This window comes from Fusibacter paucivorans (assembly GCF_018390735.1).
Classification (GTDB): Bacteria; Bacillota; Clostridia; order Peptostreptococcales; family Acidaminobacteraceae; genus Fusibacter; species Fusibacter paucivorans.
This window is the reverse complement of record NZ_JAHBCL010000016.1, coordinates 56,488-71,544: the sequence shown is the minus strand read 5'-3', so window position 1 is coordinate 71,544 and position 15,057 is coordinate 56,488. Positions and strand designations below refer to the sequence as shown.

Here is a 15,057-nt window from a genome sequence, read left to right as displayed (position 1 = left end):
GATTTTTCTATATATGTGCATTATAATAGTCTATAGAGAGGTATTCAATTGCCAGTGTATCGACTACTGTAGAATAATCTACACATTCGATGAAAGTGGGGTTTTTATGACTCAAGATAGAAGAATTACAAAGACAAAAGCGGCAATTCGAGAAGCTTTTTTCTCAATGCTTAAAGAAAATAAATCACAAAAAATTACTGTTACAAACATCGCTAAGCGCGCCAATATTGACCGAAAAACCTTTTACCTCCACTATGATTCTCCAGAAGCAATCATGGATGAATTTTATAAAAGTCTCATTAATGATTTTGTTTTGATACTAGAAAAGAATGATTTTTTTGATAGATCTTTTGATGTTTTTGCTTTATTCGAATCACTCAATGTATTGATTCAACGTGATATTGATCTATATCGACAAATTGCCAAAATGCCTTCTTATGCTTTTTTCTGGGAAGAAATCAAAGATATAGCAAAAAGCGTTGCAATAGAATCCATGTTTGAAGGTTTGAATATACAAAAGGATGAACTTGAACTATATGTAGAGTTTTACGTTGCAGGACTAATCGCAGCTTATTTAAAGTATTTAAAAAACGGAGTGAACCTTACTGAAACGGAAGTTGTTAATATTTTGAGCACTGCCTCATTCTACGGATTTCAGAAATTACTTCAAAAAGAATAATTATTTGAAGTTGAGTGACAAATTATCTAATAATCGTAATTAAGTATTATCTGAGGTTTTGAATGAAACTTTGCACCTATGCTCATTCCGAGTTCCAAAGCAAACTTAAAAGCCCAATACATACTTTCACTATATTTTCTTCTTTTTCTGATTTTAGTTTAATTCTTAAAGTGACTCCTTCTGGGTAGTCCATCATGAACCCCACCTCAGTCCACGAAAAAGGCATATCTTCCCCTTGGCGGAAAACTGTAGATTTTTCGTGGACTTTCATATTTCTATTTTAAAAAATATCGATTTGAAGAATTGCTGCCATTCTCCCTATAACGGCATTCCTTTCGAAGTAATCCACACTTCAACAAATCATCTAGAGCTCGTTTTACCGTACTGACAGACATTGATGTATCTCTGGCAATGGTTTTTATGGCTGGCCAACATTCGCCTTCTGCATTGCTTCTGTCTTTCAAATACATATATACTGCTTTGGCTCGAGAGGATATTTCTTCTCTGTATAAATTCCCGAAGAAGCTCAACGGTTTCACCTCCCTATGTTCTAATAATTGATTTTCTCTTCACAGCAAATTCATCGCTTGGATCCATCACAGGATAATGAAGTGTCCCACCTCGCTTAGCAGTTTCAGGATTCTCATTATTATCTACCTCGTCATCAACATCCAATGCCATCGTATGCCTTATGATGTTTTCTTCAAGCTCCTCTTTATTAGCGTAGTGAACTTTACGATGGGACTTCTCCTCAGTTTCATATATCTTTTCAAATGTAATTCCCCAGTCCAAGAAGAGCCTTAGCTTTGTTTTCATTGGATGCACACCTGTTTTCATAACAACAAAGTTTCCTTTGGGTAATGCTTTTAATTCATCCGCTGTAAGTAGCGGTCTTTCTATCATCTGTAGACTTTGAGATGGATCATTTTTACCTCGACTAATACTTCCACTCATCACCGTTCTGCTGCCCAAAGCCTTAGAGAGCACCTGTGCCGTTTCAGAGTTTGGCGCAAATCCTCCGAAAATAGTAAGCTGACAGTTGTCTGTAATAATTTGACTTCCTTCTTTTCCATAATTTCTATCAAGCTGAGCGAATGATTGTATAATTGGAATCACGGATATCCTTCTCGAACGACCAGCAGATAACATCATTTCAAAAGACTCAATCTTTGGAATTGTTCCGATTTCATCTGCGTATATCATTACTCTATTTGGGAGCTTACCACCGTTTTCATCTGCAACAGTAAGCATCTCTCGGTAAAATTGTTGTAAGAATAGCGACACCATAAAGTACTTTGTATTATCTTCCTCCGGGAGAATGAGAAAGATTGCTGATTTCTCGTTACAGAAAGTTTCCGCATCAATTGCTGTATCAAAACAAAGGATCTGCTCCATCTCAGAATCCAGAAATGCATTTAGCCTTGATAGTACCGTTGAGAGCACAGATGCCATAGCTTGTTCAGCCGAATTAAGGGCTGCTCCAGCGAACCACTTTGCCTTATGGTTTGGTGGCAGCTTATCCATTAAAAGTTGAAATTGACTTTTCCCTTTGATCTTGCTCGGTGCCATAAGGTCTTGCACCATTTTGAAGACTGAAATGATGTGCCGCTTGTCGACATTTTTGCCGTCCTCAATTGTTGGTGGGAGAAATTCTGCAATTAGTAGAATTACAGATGTGAGGAGCCCTTCTGCTGCATCATAGAAGAAAGCATTCTGCCCCATTGCAGCATTGTTTCCATCGGTCGAGATAATCGTTTTGGAAATGATCTTTGCATATTTCTCCGCCTTTGCTTTCGCTGAGTAATTGCAGTTATCTTCCCGATAATAATCCATGTATTTGTTGACTAGATGGAGCAAGTTATTCCCATCACTTCTGGTTGGATTACGCAAGTCAATGACCGCAATATTATAGCCGTAACTCTCCTTAGCTATTATCCCATAATTTCTTGCGAGGTCACCCTTGGTATCAGTTGTAATGAATGACATTCCACTAGCACAGGCATATTCTAGATTCGGATATAGAAAATATGCCGTCTTACCAACACCTGCCGCACCAATCATTAAACAGTGGACATCTCCAGGATCCACAAGACCTGTCACCATGTTATTTGATTCTTTGCATCCAATTATTAGTCCTTGCATCGGATTGCCTTTTTCATCAATTGGTAGGTTGATACCTTGTCGCCACTCTTTAACCTTGAATGGTATATGATGATAAGTGCTTTCAATTTCCTTTTTCGTTGCAAATCTTGCAACACCATGCTGTCCATCCCCAACGGTTTTGGATTTGATACCATTTAAAGTATAGTAATGGGCTAGTAAGGACAGTCCACCGATAACAGAGAACATAACGGCTGCAGCAGCTATTAACATGTATAATTGAGAATTCATTTTTCACATCCTTTCATAAAAATGAGGCATGAGATTTCTCCCACACCTCATAATTTCATGCCATATTAAGTGATTGAGTCTGTATCTGCTTTTGCACAAGAAGTTCTCGCTTAATCGTAGATTTCAGAAGGGCTAAAGCAACTTTCTGAAATCTAATGACATAGCTCAATACTTCTGTTTCATCAATGGGTTCTGCATTCATTTTTATTCTAGAAAACTCATCGGATACTTCAGAGAATGTAGGATCCCATCGGCTCCGATTTTGATATGCACGAAACTGCTCACTCATACTTTGAACGATTTCTTCTGCCGTCATCTGATGACCTAATCGCCGATGTTCTTTCAATGCTAGACATAAAAAAACAGCTGATGCCAACTTCATGGCTTCAGCTTGATTTTCATTTTTTACTTGAGCTTGCTTCAGTATATCTTCACCATCGGAATACCCTAGATTCATCGATCCCATATCTTTCATGAGAATCAGTATTTCTTCGCACAGATCATTTTTCATTCGATGTTGTGGGTGCTCCTCAGACGGAATCGCAACTAAGTTCTGTTTAGCTCTTAAGTCTTCATTCCAATCCTTGAAACAAGGCTGTAATTTGCTACAACTTTTATTTTTCTCAGCAAGCATGTCTTCAATTTTCTCGCAAGCTTCAATCCCAGCCGCATCATGATCCAAGCACAAAACAACATGCGTTAATTCTGCATTACTCTCAAGGGTTTTGAAAAGTGCCTGTTCTGATAAACCACAAAGTGCAAGGTAGCTATGTTTTCTCCAGCCCGATTCTTTATGCATTGTGATAAATGACAGTAGATCAATAGGAGCCTCAAACACATATACGCGATTGCTGTTTCCGATGTGATGAAAACTATAACATGGATTGCTACTGTCGATATTCCCCTTGTAGCCTTTTCCTTCCGAGTAGAGCCCTCTCTTATGAGCATGCTTTGAAACACCATTTTCATCATAGCCCACAAACACGGCATTATGATATTCCTTTGATTCATCAGCAGTCAGCTCCTTGCTTTCATAAATAAGCCTTTCTTTGACAAAGAAACTCACCACTTCAGGATCTATTAATCTATGCTTGGTTAAATATGCAAATAATCTTCGCATGTCATTATTGCACGGCGGAAGTTTAAATGGTTTTTTAGTCTCTTGATAATTTTTTGCCTTGATGTACGGAATGCATTGCTCGCCGTTAAGAAGCATTGTAACCGCATCAGGAAATGTATGCCCATAGAAATATTGAACGAAATCTATCGCAAGTCCACCTTCCTTAGTTGCATGATCAAACCACTCATTCCCTCGCACAGTTACACTGTGGTTACTTTCAAGGCGCTTCTCTCTTCCGGAAGACAAAAGTGTCTCACCTTGCATTTTTAAAAATTCAACAAGATCTACGCTATTGGCTCTTTGCTTTTGATCGTCGGTAAAATGAATGTATGTCCCCATAATGCACCGCCTATTGTCTTCTGGTTCCTATACGATGAAACGCCGTCCTTTTTACTGGACGGCATTTCATGTAGGAATTGATGTTTAGCTTTTCAAAATTTCTATAGATTGAATTTATCTTAAAGATAAAGTCTTTCTTCATTTGGAATCTCCTTTTCAAATATTCATCACTGTAAACAAAAAACAGTCCCTCATTATCGAAAGACTGTCATTTAGATTTTATTTTATGTGCAAGTTTAGGTTAAACGACTAATTTGGCCTATACTGCATCCTAATTTGTAAAAGTTTCTCTTCTATCGCTGTCACTTCTCTTCTTAATACTGTAGGAGCAATATCAATAGCAGGCTGGAAAATATTCATATTCCCTTCAAAATGGTTAAATTCATTTAGAAGGGTTTTTCTAGATGTAAAGAATACTTTAAAGTTTCGTTTCGATTCTTCATCCTGATCGCCTTGGTTATAATGCAATGCTTTACGAATAATTTGATTTAGCATCAAAGGGCGATTGGGATTTATTGTAACATTGAAAATTTCAACAAGTTCCTTTTCAACTCTCATTCTTAAATAATAGTAGATTAGTGTCTGCCTAAGTGTTTCCGCCAACAAAGGGTATTGTTCACTGTCAACAATATTTATATCAGTACAATCTAATGACAATATATCATCTACTGAGATAACATGCGTATTAGCAAATTGATAGCCGAAAAGCTTTTTATAAAAATCCGTTATATCAACACTTGAGGACTCATAGCCATGCATAATACTTGAAAGACTAGTATAGATAGCATCTCCATCTTTACTAATATGTGAGTATCCTCTCATAAAAGGAATCATCGACATTAAAAACATCTTTTCATCCAAAATATGATTACTCAACACATTATTATTGTTTTGGAATAACTTAACCAGTTTATTTAGGTTAATCAGTATATCCTTTTCCTCTGTGTTCACCTTGATAAACCCATTATTGCCTCCAGACGTATTCCTAATAATGTAAAGGTTAAAACAGCCATTCTGTTGCACATCCAATAAACGTATTAAATCTGTATTGTGAGTAAGAATTATCTGCTTCTTGTGCTCCAAAAACTTGACAATGCAAAATGCGATTTTATTTTTATACACCGAATCAAAACTTGATATAGGATCATCCATTACAACAAATTCTTTAGTAGTTCTTCTCGCAAGCAGTAACTCAAAAGCTAAAGAAATGAAATTTTGTTCCCCCGTACTTAGATGAAGTTTATTCCTATCTACACCCAAAAACTCTTGTCCGCCTAACATGAGCTTGAAGTTTTTATCATTTTCTTCATCTCTAACAATTGTTATTTCTGGGCCTATATTTTCACTAATTATTTCTTGAATAAATAGCAATTCTTCACTATCAATTTGAGGCTGTGACTCTAATAGAGTTGAATATGTTGCAAAGTCTTGAATCATTGTAGTCCCTTCAAAGCAACTAAGTAAGGTGTTTATTATCTTGTTAGCCGCGAATGAAGTATATAATTCAATTTCTTCTTTTAGCCCATGTATGGATTCAATTTCACCATTAGAAATAAACATAATCAATTTTGCCCTAATATCAAATGGATCAGTAACTTTTAATGAGGGTTCATTGATTACTTTATCAAGAAGTTCTTTTGTTTTAGTGTCTAAATTTTCGTATATGCGCCTTCGATTCCCTTCTTTACGTTCAAGCAAAGTTGAAGCGTCAAACTCGTCATTATCACAAACTATACACGATTGCATACTACTATATTTTTTTATTACGCCAATAGCATCATCATTCTGCTCAATTATTGCAATTTCTGCGTTAGTAACTATATCATCCAAAGAAATACTCATAATCGTCTCGATTAGTTTCTTATCGCCACAATCATCAATGACAAATTGATATTTTTCTTCATTTAGAGTTTCTGGTATCAGAGAAGGCACTGTAGAAGAAATAAAATTGATAAACTCTTCCTTATTAATATTTCTCCCTCGACTTCTAGTAGGAATAATATCTTTGATATATCTTAATGCATCAGCGTTTACAATCCTATTTAGAAGATAATCTCCAACTTTCGTTACCTTATAATCACTCTTAATTGTCTTTGGTAATTCAGCAAATGCCTTTGTAAAACCATCTGCTATTTTTTTCTTAAGTTCATATTCTCTTCTTATGTCGGCACCGATTAAGTAATCCGATGTATCTCCCGGGATGACATTACGGTTAATATGATCTTTAATGACATGAAACATATTATTACTGCACTGTATTGAAGTTCCGTTATACTCTCCAATAAAGTGCTTATCTTCAGAATAGTTTTCAGATGCAAGAACTTCGCTTAAACTAGTTTTCCCAGTTCCATTTGGTGCATAAAGCACTGCAATTCCGCCACTAGACTGGCTTTGCATCTTAAACTCAATCTCAGCATTTCCATGCGTTATCAAATCATTAAACTCGTCCTCAAAAATTCCACCATTTCTAATTTTGCTGAACACTATCGTTTCTGGCACTTTTATCTCCCCCTTTGTGATGAAATACTACTCATTTAAAAATTAAACTTCTATTAGCATTTTCTAAAATGATTATAAAGTTATAGTAATATTCTAACATAGTTCAAATTACTATTGTGTATCGATATAGCATTTTTTTACAAATCGAACTTAAGGTCATCACCTTTGTGGCCCTGAGCAGCCTTTTTCTCTTTCAGCTTTCTGAGTAGCTTGCTGTCAATTTTCATACCGTTTGGGTTTCTATATGGCATCCTAGTTTCTTCGAATATCTTACTCATATGTTTCAGCAAACGAGATACAACAAGGGCTACAGATGGATCTCCGAACTTATCAATATTATCAAGAAAGAACTTTGCATACTCATTGCCCTGCTCTGCAGATAGCCTCAGCCATTTGATTGCTTGTTCTTTATCCTTTGGCACATCTTTTCCAAGCAAATAGTTCTTCCCTAAAAGATACTGTGAGAATGAATTGCCCGTTTCCGCAGAGCTCGTTAGATATTGAATCGCTTTTTCAATGTTTTTGGGCATCTCCTTTCCTTGCAAATACAATTTTCCAAGCTGATAACTCGCCCACGGGTTGCCATACTCATTCGATGTATCAAGGTAATGAATCGCTTGTGCTATATTTTTAGCTACAACCTTACCTTCAAGAAAAAGCTTCCCCAGTGAATAGGCTGTTGGGTTCTTGATATCTTTCAATGAAACATCATCACTGTCAGCCACTGATTGTAGAAACTCCATCACCTTTTTTAATTCATCTGGTTCAGGATTTTCTTCTTTAAGTACAATCTTGGCTAATGCGAAGCTTGAGTAGACATTACCCATTTTTGTTGATTTCAGATAGTAATCTTTCGCCCGTATTAGATCTCGCTCTGCTCCAACGCCGTTTTGAAGCATCCACCCCAGCCGGTACTGGATTTTATCATCCTTGCTAGTTTCCTCTAAGCTTTCGAACCCTTTAAAAGCTCTTTGAAAATACTGTCTCGATTTTGTTTCATCTTTGTCAGTTCCAATGCCATCCCGGTACATCTTGGCCACTTCAAATTTCGAATATGGAAATCCTTGCTTTGCGGACTTCAGATACAATTCAAAAGCTTTATTAAAATCTTGATCGACGCCTTGTCCTCGATTATAAAGTGCTCCAAGTGAATACTGCGCATACTTGTATTTTTTCTCTGCTGATAACTGAAACCATTCTGCTGCCTTTTGATAATCTTGGTCTGTACCCTGTCCTGCTGCATGCATTTTGCCAATGCGGTACTCTGTGTACTTCCATGCCTTGCTCGATTCTACTTGTTGAAATCCGGTAAAAGCTTTTACATAGTATTCATCTGCAGTGTCCGAATTCTTCTCCAAACCAAGACCCAAAGAATAGATTCTTCCTAAGTCATAAATCGCAAGCACATTTCCAATTTCTGCTTCTTGCTCTAGTCTAATTCGTGCCATCTTAAAATCTTGTGGAATGTCTTCTGTTCTAACTAAAAGTTTCCGAGCCATTTTATATGCATCGGTCCAGTCCACATAAAAGTCTTGATCGTTTTCATTCAAAACATTTCCACTCTGCACTTCACCCTGCTCATAGTCAAAGCCATTGAACTCTCCACCTACTTCATAACCATGAGGCCCTGGAATTTCATCATTGAATGACTCTTCAATTGCAGTTATCTCCTCAAGCTCAAATGACTCAAACGAAAACTGATTTGCCTCAGCAATGATCATATTCTTGATGGCTTTGAATTCCTTTTGCTCTGAAAGTGGAAGCCGGTTTGGGATCTCATCCATGTAACTATGGAATACCTCTTCTCGCATCTCATACCATAGCTCATATGCTTTAGCCACAATGTCTTCTTTTGAAAGTTCGTCAATCAATTCATCAACAAGCTTTTTTAAGCTTGGCTGCAAGTAACCGTAGACTTTCTTACCGCTAGAATGCTTTAGCTTTTCTGATAGCTCCAAGAATAGCGCTTCGATTTTGGGATTCTGAGCATGTCCTGTTTTCATTTCACCGATCAGTTTAAGCAGTGCTTCGTTACTCTCACATTTTAGCTGATCCCTTCTCTCCGTTTGCTGAGCATATATCTCTTGTACTTCACCTTTGAAGATGTTTTTTACAAGTCCAGACTTCATTTGCTCAATGCCCTTTTTCGTAAGAAATCCTTCATTGGGATCTGTCGAGTAACAGACCATATGGACATGAGGATGATGGCTTTCATTATGAAATGCTGCATACCATCTAAAATTCTGAATCGGTATTTTCATCGCCTCCGCAATTTCCGGGGTGAAATAGGAAAGCATATTATGCCAGGCTTTGACTTTATCAAATCCAGTTCGAATCGCATCTTCTCTTCTAAGTGAAATAATAGGAATCCATATGTTACCCGGATGATTACCCACTTCTTCTGCAATTCTGCTAAGGGCAATTTCATCATCTCCACCAGTGAATAAACCGTGAGTCCCCATTCGCTGTACCCTTGGACGGTTGGCGATATAATCCACGTAATTTTCTCGCTGACCGATTATATCCATGTTTTGCTCAAGAGCCATCGTGATAAACTCAGATGCGTTTTCTACTGTCTTGCTTTCAATGTAATCTTCATACTCAAATAGTTTCTTGGCTTCAGGGAATTCATTAATAATCTGCTGAATCAAATCCCCCTGTTTCAATGTTGAAGGAAGACTGCTCCTTTCCTTTGGTAACTTTTCAACACCGCATCGAGTCGCCATGTAGGTTACAAGATTGGAAAGATGAGCAGCCGACTTTTTTGTGCCCCCTTTTAAATATGGGCATTTTAAAACGATCCTTGGCATTGGTCACCTTCCCTTCATGTATTATTCTTCAATTCCATGTTGAAACTTCAACGCTTCCTCTATACTGATTTTTCCCTTTGTCTTTTTCACTTCGTTAACACACCGGCCACGGAGTTTTCTTAAATCTTCATCACTGATCTCAAGCCCTGCTGCAAGAATGTTCATCATCATGGACATCTCAACAGATAACCTAAAAAGATTCCCAGAGTGCCTGCTTTCTGTTTCTCTAAGTAGCCCCTGCATTGCTGCGACGATTACCTTGGACAAGTATTCCGTTGCACCTTCACTGTTAAGGTAGCTCATATAGAACTGCAAAGCCTTTTCGATAAACTCACTCCGATTTTTCACGTTATCTTTTTCCAGCATTTCATCCATGCGCTTCATTGTCTCAGGATAAAGCCACACTGCCGTTCTGCTCTTGGCTTTATTCTGCAATTGACTCAATCACACCACCTCCAAATCGCCTTTATTTACCTATGTCCACCCTATTGACCACCTGAAAGGCCCTGCAATATGGGCATTCTTTCCCCATCCGACCACCTGTTTGTCCCATTTGAGCGATTCTGACCACCTACCCGAAATCTTTGAACGCTCGGCACTGCCGGGCGAAGTGGGCGAGAGGTGGCGCTTTGCGACCACCTCTCTTTATCCTGCACCAGAATAATAATTAGAATCAGGCACGATTAACCCCTAATTTCGACTTTGATTTCTGATTATATGCCAGATTTTATTTTGCCAAACTCGGCTCAAATTTCGCTCAAATATTAGCAGGGGGTAGTGTTACTCCACTCCATGCTAAATAATCGTACACAGGGGCAAATAATGGCTCAAAAACCCGATTTACTACTGCCCTTCATGAGATGTTGGAATGGATTTCGGCTGAGTAGTTGTTTTGATTGCCTTTTTTGTCTTTTCTGGTGCGATTTCGTCCTCTTCTCGTTCGTCAATGTACTCTCTGACATTGGCCGGCACGTATTTCTCGTAAAGCTTTTGTAGCTGATCCGCCATCTCTGCCTGCAGATCGGCCTCTTTTTTCTCCATATACTTCTTAATCGCTCTCAGTTTTTCAGCCTCAAGGCTGATTGAAATTGTTTCTTTTTTCATAATCGTCATCCTCCAAATATGATTTTTCATAGCTCTAATGCACAATGTTAAGATGAGAAAAGCCTACATCGACATGCTCATCTCTTGTGATTGTTCTTCACCTTGCTCCTGATTTTCATCAGCACTCTCGGATTCAACCAATTGATTTACTTCCACAGTTTCCTCATTTTGTTCTCTGGCGTTACGTCTTCTGCCACGTGTAGAAGGCATTGGCGCAGTTATTTCTTGCGGTTGTTCCTCTGCTTCAACCCTTACTTCAGTTTGTAGACCTTCAGCAGGATCGTTTCGATCTAGGTATCTTCTTGTTGCTGCCGGAACATATTTTTCATAAATACTTTTGATATGGCCCTGCAGTTCTTTCTCAACTGTGGTGTCCTTTTCGTCCATATAAAACTTGAGCGCCTCCAACTTTTCTTTTGGAAAGCTCACCTGAAGCGTTGTTTTTTCTGTTGTTATACTCATGATTTGCGCCTCCTAATAGTTGAAACTAGTAACGATCATTCTCGGTTGAGCCTCTGGCTCATCACCAGAAAATACAGGGGCATCCTTAAATTCACTAGCGAACACCTCCATCTGCTCATCTGTTAATGAAATAAATTCACCATCATCGCTATCGCCACAAATGAAAAAAGGACCGGCAATAATGTCATTACCAATCCTTCGATTCAACTCCATTCCATTCAATTTTCCTTCTTCATTCACAACAGCAATGCAGTTGTTATCCAGATAAACACATTCAAACATACCCTCTACTTCAGCTTGAATCCCTTCAAGGTCATTGACCATTTCTTTTTCATAAGGCATTTTCCCGGGTTCAATTTTCAGTACCTTAATCGTATTTTCGTTTTTCATCATCGTAGTCCTCCCTACATTCCCATATTTTGTTCTAGCTCAGATGGATTGATATTTTTGCAGAAGTCGAGGTAAAGCGTCATATCAAGGCAATCCTCCTCCAAGTTAATTTCCGCCATTTCTTCTCTGCCCTGAAGCTCGTTCACAAGCAAAGTCCCGATTCCGTTATTCGGTTTCACATTAAGGCTGTGCTGTTCAGCGATTTCCTCAAAGTACACAATCCAACTACCATTCGATGTATTTTCGGCAGCCTCCTGTAGGATTTGATCTGCTACTTGAGAGATTTGCTGATCAATGTACGCCTTAATATTAGGCATGAAACTGATGTATCTTGCATAGTTATAGCCGCTGCTATCAATCAAAATGCCATCACCACTTTCTTCATTCAGTGCAAGCAGACAGTGTGTTTGTCCAGACGGGTTTGTGAACATATCTTCTTTTTTATCTGAAATAAAAGACCTGTCCCTTAGCAGTCCTTTTGAAAGCTCATCATATTCACTTTGGTTCATCAACTGTATAGCTTCAATTACACATGGCTGTGTTTCTAGTTCACTCACTTTTCTAAAAAATATAGCATTTGTTTTTAGCATTTCTCCACGTCCTTTCTAGGGTAAGTAATTTCTTGGATTTTGTTTTTCACCGCCCACTCTGATTTCAAAATGTAGATGGTTTCCTGTACTTCTTCCAGTAGAGCCGACCTTGGCAATCTCTTGACCTACAGTTACTGGTTCTCCCTCACTAACAAGTATTTTCGAGCAATGTCCGTACAAAGTGATAACGCCACCACCATGATCAACAACGACATGATAGCCATATCCAGAGGTTGAGTACCTCACCAACATGACAGTACCGCTTAGAGCCGAGTAAACAGGCGTTCCTTTGGGCATCCCCAAATCTATACCGCCATGCCCTCTTTTCTTTTTGGTAAAGGGATCCGCTCGATATCCAAATTCGCTTGTCACAGCACTCCTCCAATTAGCGCCGACAGGTGAACAAAACCCATCCTCACCAATGAAAGGCTCAGGCGAAACTGCAATTCCATTAATAAAATCATCAAACTCACTGCCGTAAGTAGGCGCAGGTTTTCCGTATAAAATCCGATAATAGATTTCTGTTGCGTTTGCTTTATTTTCACTTGTGACGGTAATGCCCAATTTCTTATCTATATTTTTATAGATGGTAGGATGGTCTTTTATTGGAACTGTAACGGTATAAACTTCAGTATGAGTTGTTCCGTCTTCACCAATCACCGACCTTGTGCGTTCTTCATAAGTTACAAAACTATCAACAAACGCTTTGCTATTTACCTGGGATGGCTGCTCGGCGCCGAAATACAGAGAATAAAAAATAGCCTTGATCCGTGTTGAATCCAGACTATCTCCTCCTTCTATATTTGAGTTTACCTCTTTGATCGCATCGTCAAGAACAGCAAAGCTACTTCGCATATTCTCAATGTGCTCGCGGTACTCTGCTGGTACATTACCCGCTATAGCACCTCCATGAAAGCACAGTTCTAGTGCTGCATTGTTATGATTTGCAGTTCCTGAAAGCATCCCGCAAAGGATAGCGATTAACACAATGATTGGAGACAGTACGGCGACTATTGTCCACCCAATACTTTTTCTAATTCTTTCATCACTAAGGGCCATTGCCACAGCTCTAGCCACTAAAACCGGATCCGCCATTTTTTATCACCACCACCCGAGTCCATACATATTATCTTGTTCGTAGTCTTCAACTTGCTCTGATTCCATTCGTTCTTTGGTATACTCGACTGCCCGTTCTAGAATTTCCGTATCAAAACCTGCAGTCCGATAGCCTTCTTCAATTGTTTTTAAATAAAAATCAGACGGAATGCCAAGCAAATGCCCTTCTGTCATTACATATACAAAAGCCGACACAGACTCACCATCTACCTCAAGTTCCACAGTTTCCTTGTCATAAAACCTCGGATATCCTTCATATCGGTCTAGTGCAATTTCGTCCTTTGGACCCACAGACCAAATCATAGCAGGAACAGAACTACCTTCCTTCGGTTCTATTGTTGCATAAGCACCTGTTTTAGACCCTCTGAAAAGGAGTTCATAATCTTTGATTTCAGTTGTTCCCACTTGTTTTGCAGTGGGACAACGTTGTTTCATTTGGGGCAAATTCATATTGCTGCCATAGGCGATATATAGTTTTTCTTTCTGCATTTTTCCCTCCTACATTCCCATAGACATAGAAAAAGCAGGAGACTCTTCCTCCTGCTGAATTTCTTCAATGGCTACATATTCCGTTTGATTTATTACTGATTCACTAGGTTCAATGAGCTCTTGCTCTTTTTTCTTTCGAAGCCTTTCTTTCTGTGCAATGGCCTGTTCTGGGGACTTCCATGCGATGTTCCCTTCAAGATGATCTAGCAGATGCTTTCGTGCTGTTTTAAATTCATCTCCGATAAGACCAAGGCGAAGTAGCCAAACACGGAACGTATATTTTTCATTGTCTGATACCGTTTTGATAGGACTTGCTGAGCGTTGGTTGTAGGCTTGCGCTGTAATTGCCATACAGAACTGAACATAAGCTTTCGCCTTACCTGCATGAAGAGCTCCATTAAACGCTCTGAATTCAATCGTTCCCTTTTGAAAGACAGAATGAAGATTAAGGCAGTGATACCTACTGTCATGATAATGCTGATAGCTACCATCGTTCCCCTTGTACCACAGGTTCTGCATTTGATTTATGGTTTTGGGCTTTTGGCGGTTCATGCTTTCGAGAAACTCTGGATCTATTTTCTTGCAATAGCGCCGTTCTCTCTGCGAATCCACCTGTAAAGCTCGGTAGACCATATCTTCTTTTGAAGCAATAATGTTCACCAAATTCCTGAGCTGATAAGCTTCAAAGGGTGCTGCATTGATGTGAATATGAATGCCACAGGATCTATTACTGAAAGCCCCTGCCTCTCTAAGCACTCGAATCATCTCCTGAATCTTTTCAATGTCCTCATACCTACAAATCGGGCTTACCAGTTCAACACTGTAATCTCGGTCGGCAATCTGCTTGCGATTCCCCACTTTTTTCTGGCACTGAATGCTGGCATCGCTGACCAGTTTCCACTTTCGATTTTCATTATCTGCAACAGTATAAGTGCCGTACCCACCTCCCTCATAATCCGTATATCCGCCAAGATATTCTGAAAGCACCTCGGCAGCTCTTTGTCTTGTAATGCCCGTCATTTCAATTTCAATTCCAAATTTCTGATCTCGTAGGTCCATGGTTCACCA

At 38.9% G+C, this 15,057-nt stretch carries 14 protein-coding genes; 1 reads left to right on the top strand and 13 read right to left on the bottom strand.

Annotated elements, in window-relative coordinates:
• Nucleotides 1-106 precede the first annotated feature (106 nt).
• Complete coding sequence (locus KHM83_RS10480) at nucleotides 107-679, top strand: TetR/AcrR family transcriptional regulator (protein ID WP_213236965.1); 573 nt, start codon at nucleotides 107-109, stop codon at nucleotides 677-679.
• A 275-nt stretch (nucleotides 680-954) separates the two neighbouring features.
• Here KHM83_RS10480 and KHM83_RS10475 read toward each other — a convergent pair whose 3' ends face one another.
• From KHM83_RS10475 to KHM83_RS10415, 13 genes are all read right to left on the bottom strand, one after another.
• The gene (locus KHM83_RS10475; RefSeq protein WP_213236964.1) at nucleotides 955-1,209 is read right to left on the bottom strand and encodes a helix-turn-helix domain-containing protein; all 255 of its coding nucleotides are present in this window, start codon (nucleotides 1,207-1,209) and stop codon (nucleotides 955-957) included.
• Between the two features lie 13 nt (nucleotides 1,210-1,222).
• Nucleotides 1,223-3,070 carry a VirD4-like conjugal transfer protein, CD1115 family gene (locus KHM83_RS10470; RefSeq protein WP_213236963.1) on the bottom strand — a complete coding sequence of 616 codons (1,848 nt, stop codon included), beginning with the start codon at nucleotides 3,068-3,070 and terminating at the stop codon, nucleotides 1,223-1,225.
• Between the two features lie 55 nt (nucleotides 3,071-3,125).
• The gene (locus tag KHM83_RS10465; protein ID WP_213236962.1) at nucleotides 3,126-4,529 is read right to left on the bottom strand and encodes a DUF3991 and toprim domain-containing protein; all 1,404 of its coding nucleotides are present in this window, start codon (nucleotides 4,527-4,529) and stop codon (nucleotides 3,126-3,128) included.
• A gap of 249 nt (nucleotides 4,530-4,778) precedes the next feature.
• On the bottom strand, nucleotides 4,779-7,028 hold the full coding sequence (locus KHM83_RS19960) for an AAA family ATPase (protein ID WP_213236961.1): 2,250 nt from the start codon (nucleotides 7,026-7,028) through the stop codon (nucleotides 4,779-4,781).
• Between the two features lie 137 nt (nucleotides 7,029-7,165).
• A complete protein-coding gene (gene mobP3, locus KHM83_RS10455) occupies nucleotides 7,166-9,838 on the bottom strand; it encodes a MobP3 family relaxase (RefSeq protein ID WP_213236960.1) in 2,673 nt (890 codons plus the stop codon).
• A gap of 21 nt (nucleotides 9,839-9,859) precedes the next feature.
• Nucleotides 9,860-10,282 carry a hypothetical protein gene (locus tag KHM83_RS10450; RefSeq protein WP_246543023.1) on the bottom strand — a complete coding sequence of 141 codons (423 nt, stop codon included), beginning with the start codon at nucleotides 10,280-10,282 and terminating at the stop codon, nucleotides 9,860-9,862.
• Between the two features lie 399 nt (nucleotides 10,283-10,681).
• On the bottom strand, nucleotides 10,682-10,942 hold the full coding sequence (locus tag KHM83_RS10445) for a DUF6103 family protein (RefSeq protein WP_213236959.1): 261 nt from the start codon (nucleotides 10,940-10,942) through the stop codon (nucleotides 10,682-10,684).
• Nucleotides 10,943-11,005: 63 nt separating this feature from the next.
• Nucleotides 11,006-11,404, bottom strand: coding sequence for a DUF6103 family protein (locus KHM83_RS10440; protein ID WP_213236958.1), 399 nt, complete (start codon nucleotides 11,402-11,404; stop codon nucleotides 11,006-11,008).
• 12 nt (nucleotides 11,405-11,416) lie between these two features.
• Nucleotides 11,417-11,797 carry a DUF3846 domain-containing protein gene (locus KHM83_RS10435; protein ID WP_343213141.1) on the bottom strand — a complete coding sequence of 127 codons (381 nt, stop codon included), beginning with the start codon at nucleotides 11,795-11,797 and terminating at the stop codon, nucleotides 11,417-11,419.
• 11 nt (nucleotides 11,798-11,808) lie between these two features.
• Nucleotides 11,809-12,384 (bottom strand): DUF6329 domain-containing protein, encoded by a 576-nt coding sequence (locus tag KHM83_RS10430; protein WP_213236957.1) that lies wholly within the window; start codon nucleotides 12,382-12,384, stop codon nucleotides 11,809-11,811.
• A 15-nt stretch (nucleotides 12,385-12,399) separates the two neighbouring features.
• The gene (locus KHM83_RS10425) at nucleotides 12,400-13,479 is read right to left on the bottom strand and encodes a M23 family metallopeptidase (RefSeq protein ID WP_213236956.1); all 1,080 of its coding nucleotides are present in this window, start codon (nucleotides 13,477-13,479) and stop codon (nucleotides 12,400-12,402) included.
• A 6-nt stretch (nucleotides 13,480-13,485) separates the two neighbouring features.
• The gene (locus tag KHM83_RS10420) at nucleotides 13,486-13,989 is read right to left on the bottom strand and encodes a gamma-glutamylcyclotransferase family protein (RefSeq protein ID WP_213236955.1); all 504 of its coding nucleotides are present in this window, start codon (nucleotides 13,987-13,989) and stop codon (nucleotides 13,486-13,488) included.
• 9 nt (nucleotides 13,990-13,998) lie between these two features.
• The gene (locus tag KHM83_RS10415) at nucleotides 13,999-15,048 is read right to left on the bottom strand and encodes an amidoligase family protein (protein WP_213236954.1); all 1,050 of its coding nucleotides are present in this window, start codon (nucleotides 15,046-15,048) and stop codon (nucleotides 13,999-14,001) included.
• Between the last annotated feature and the right edge of the window lie 9 nt (nucleotides 15,049-15,057).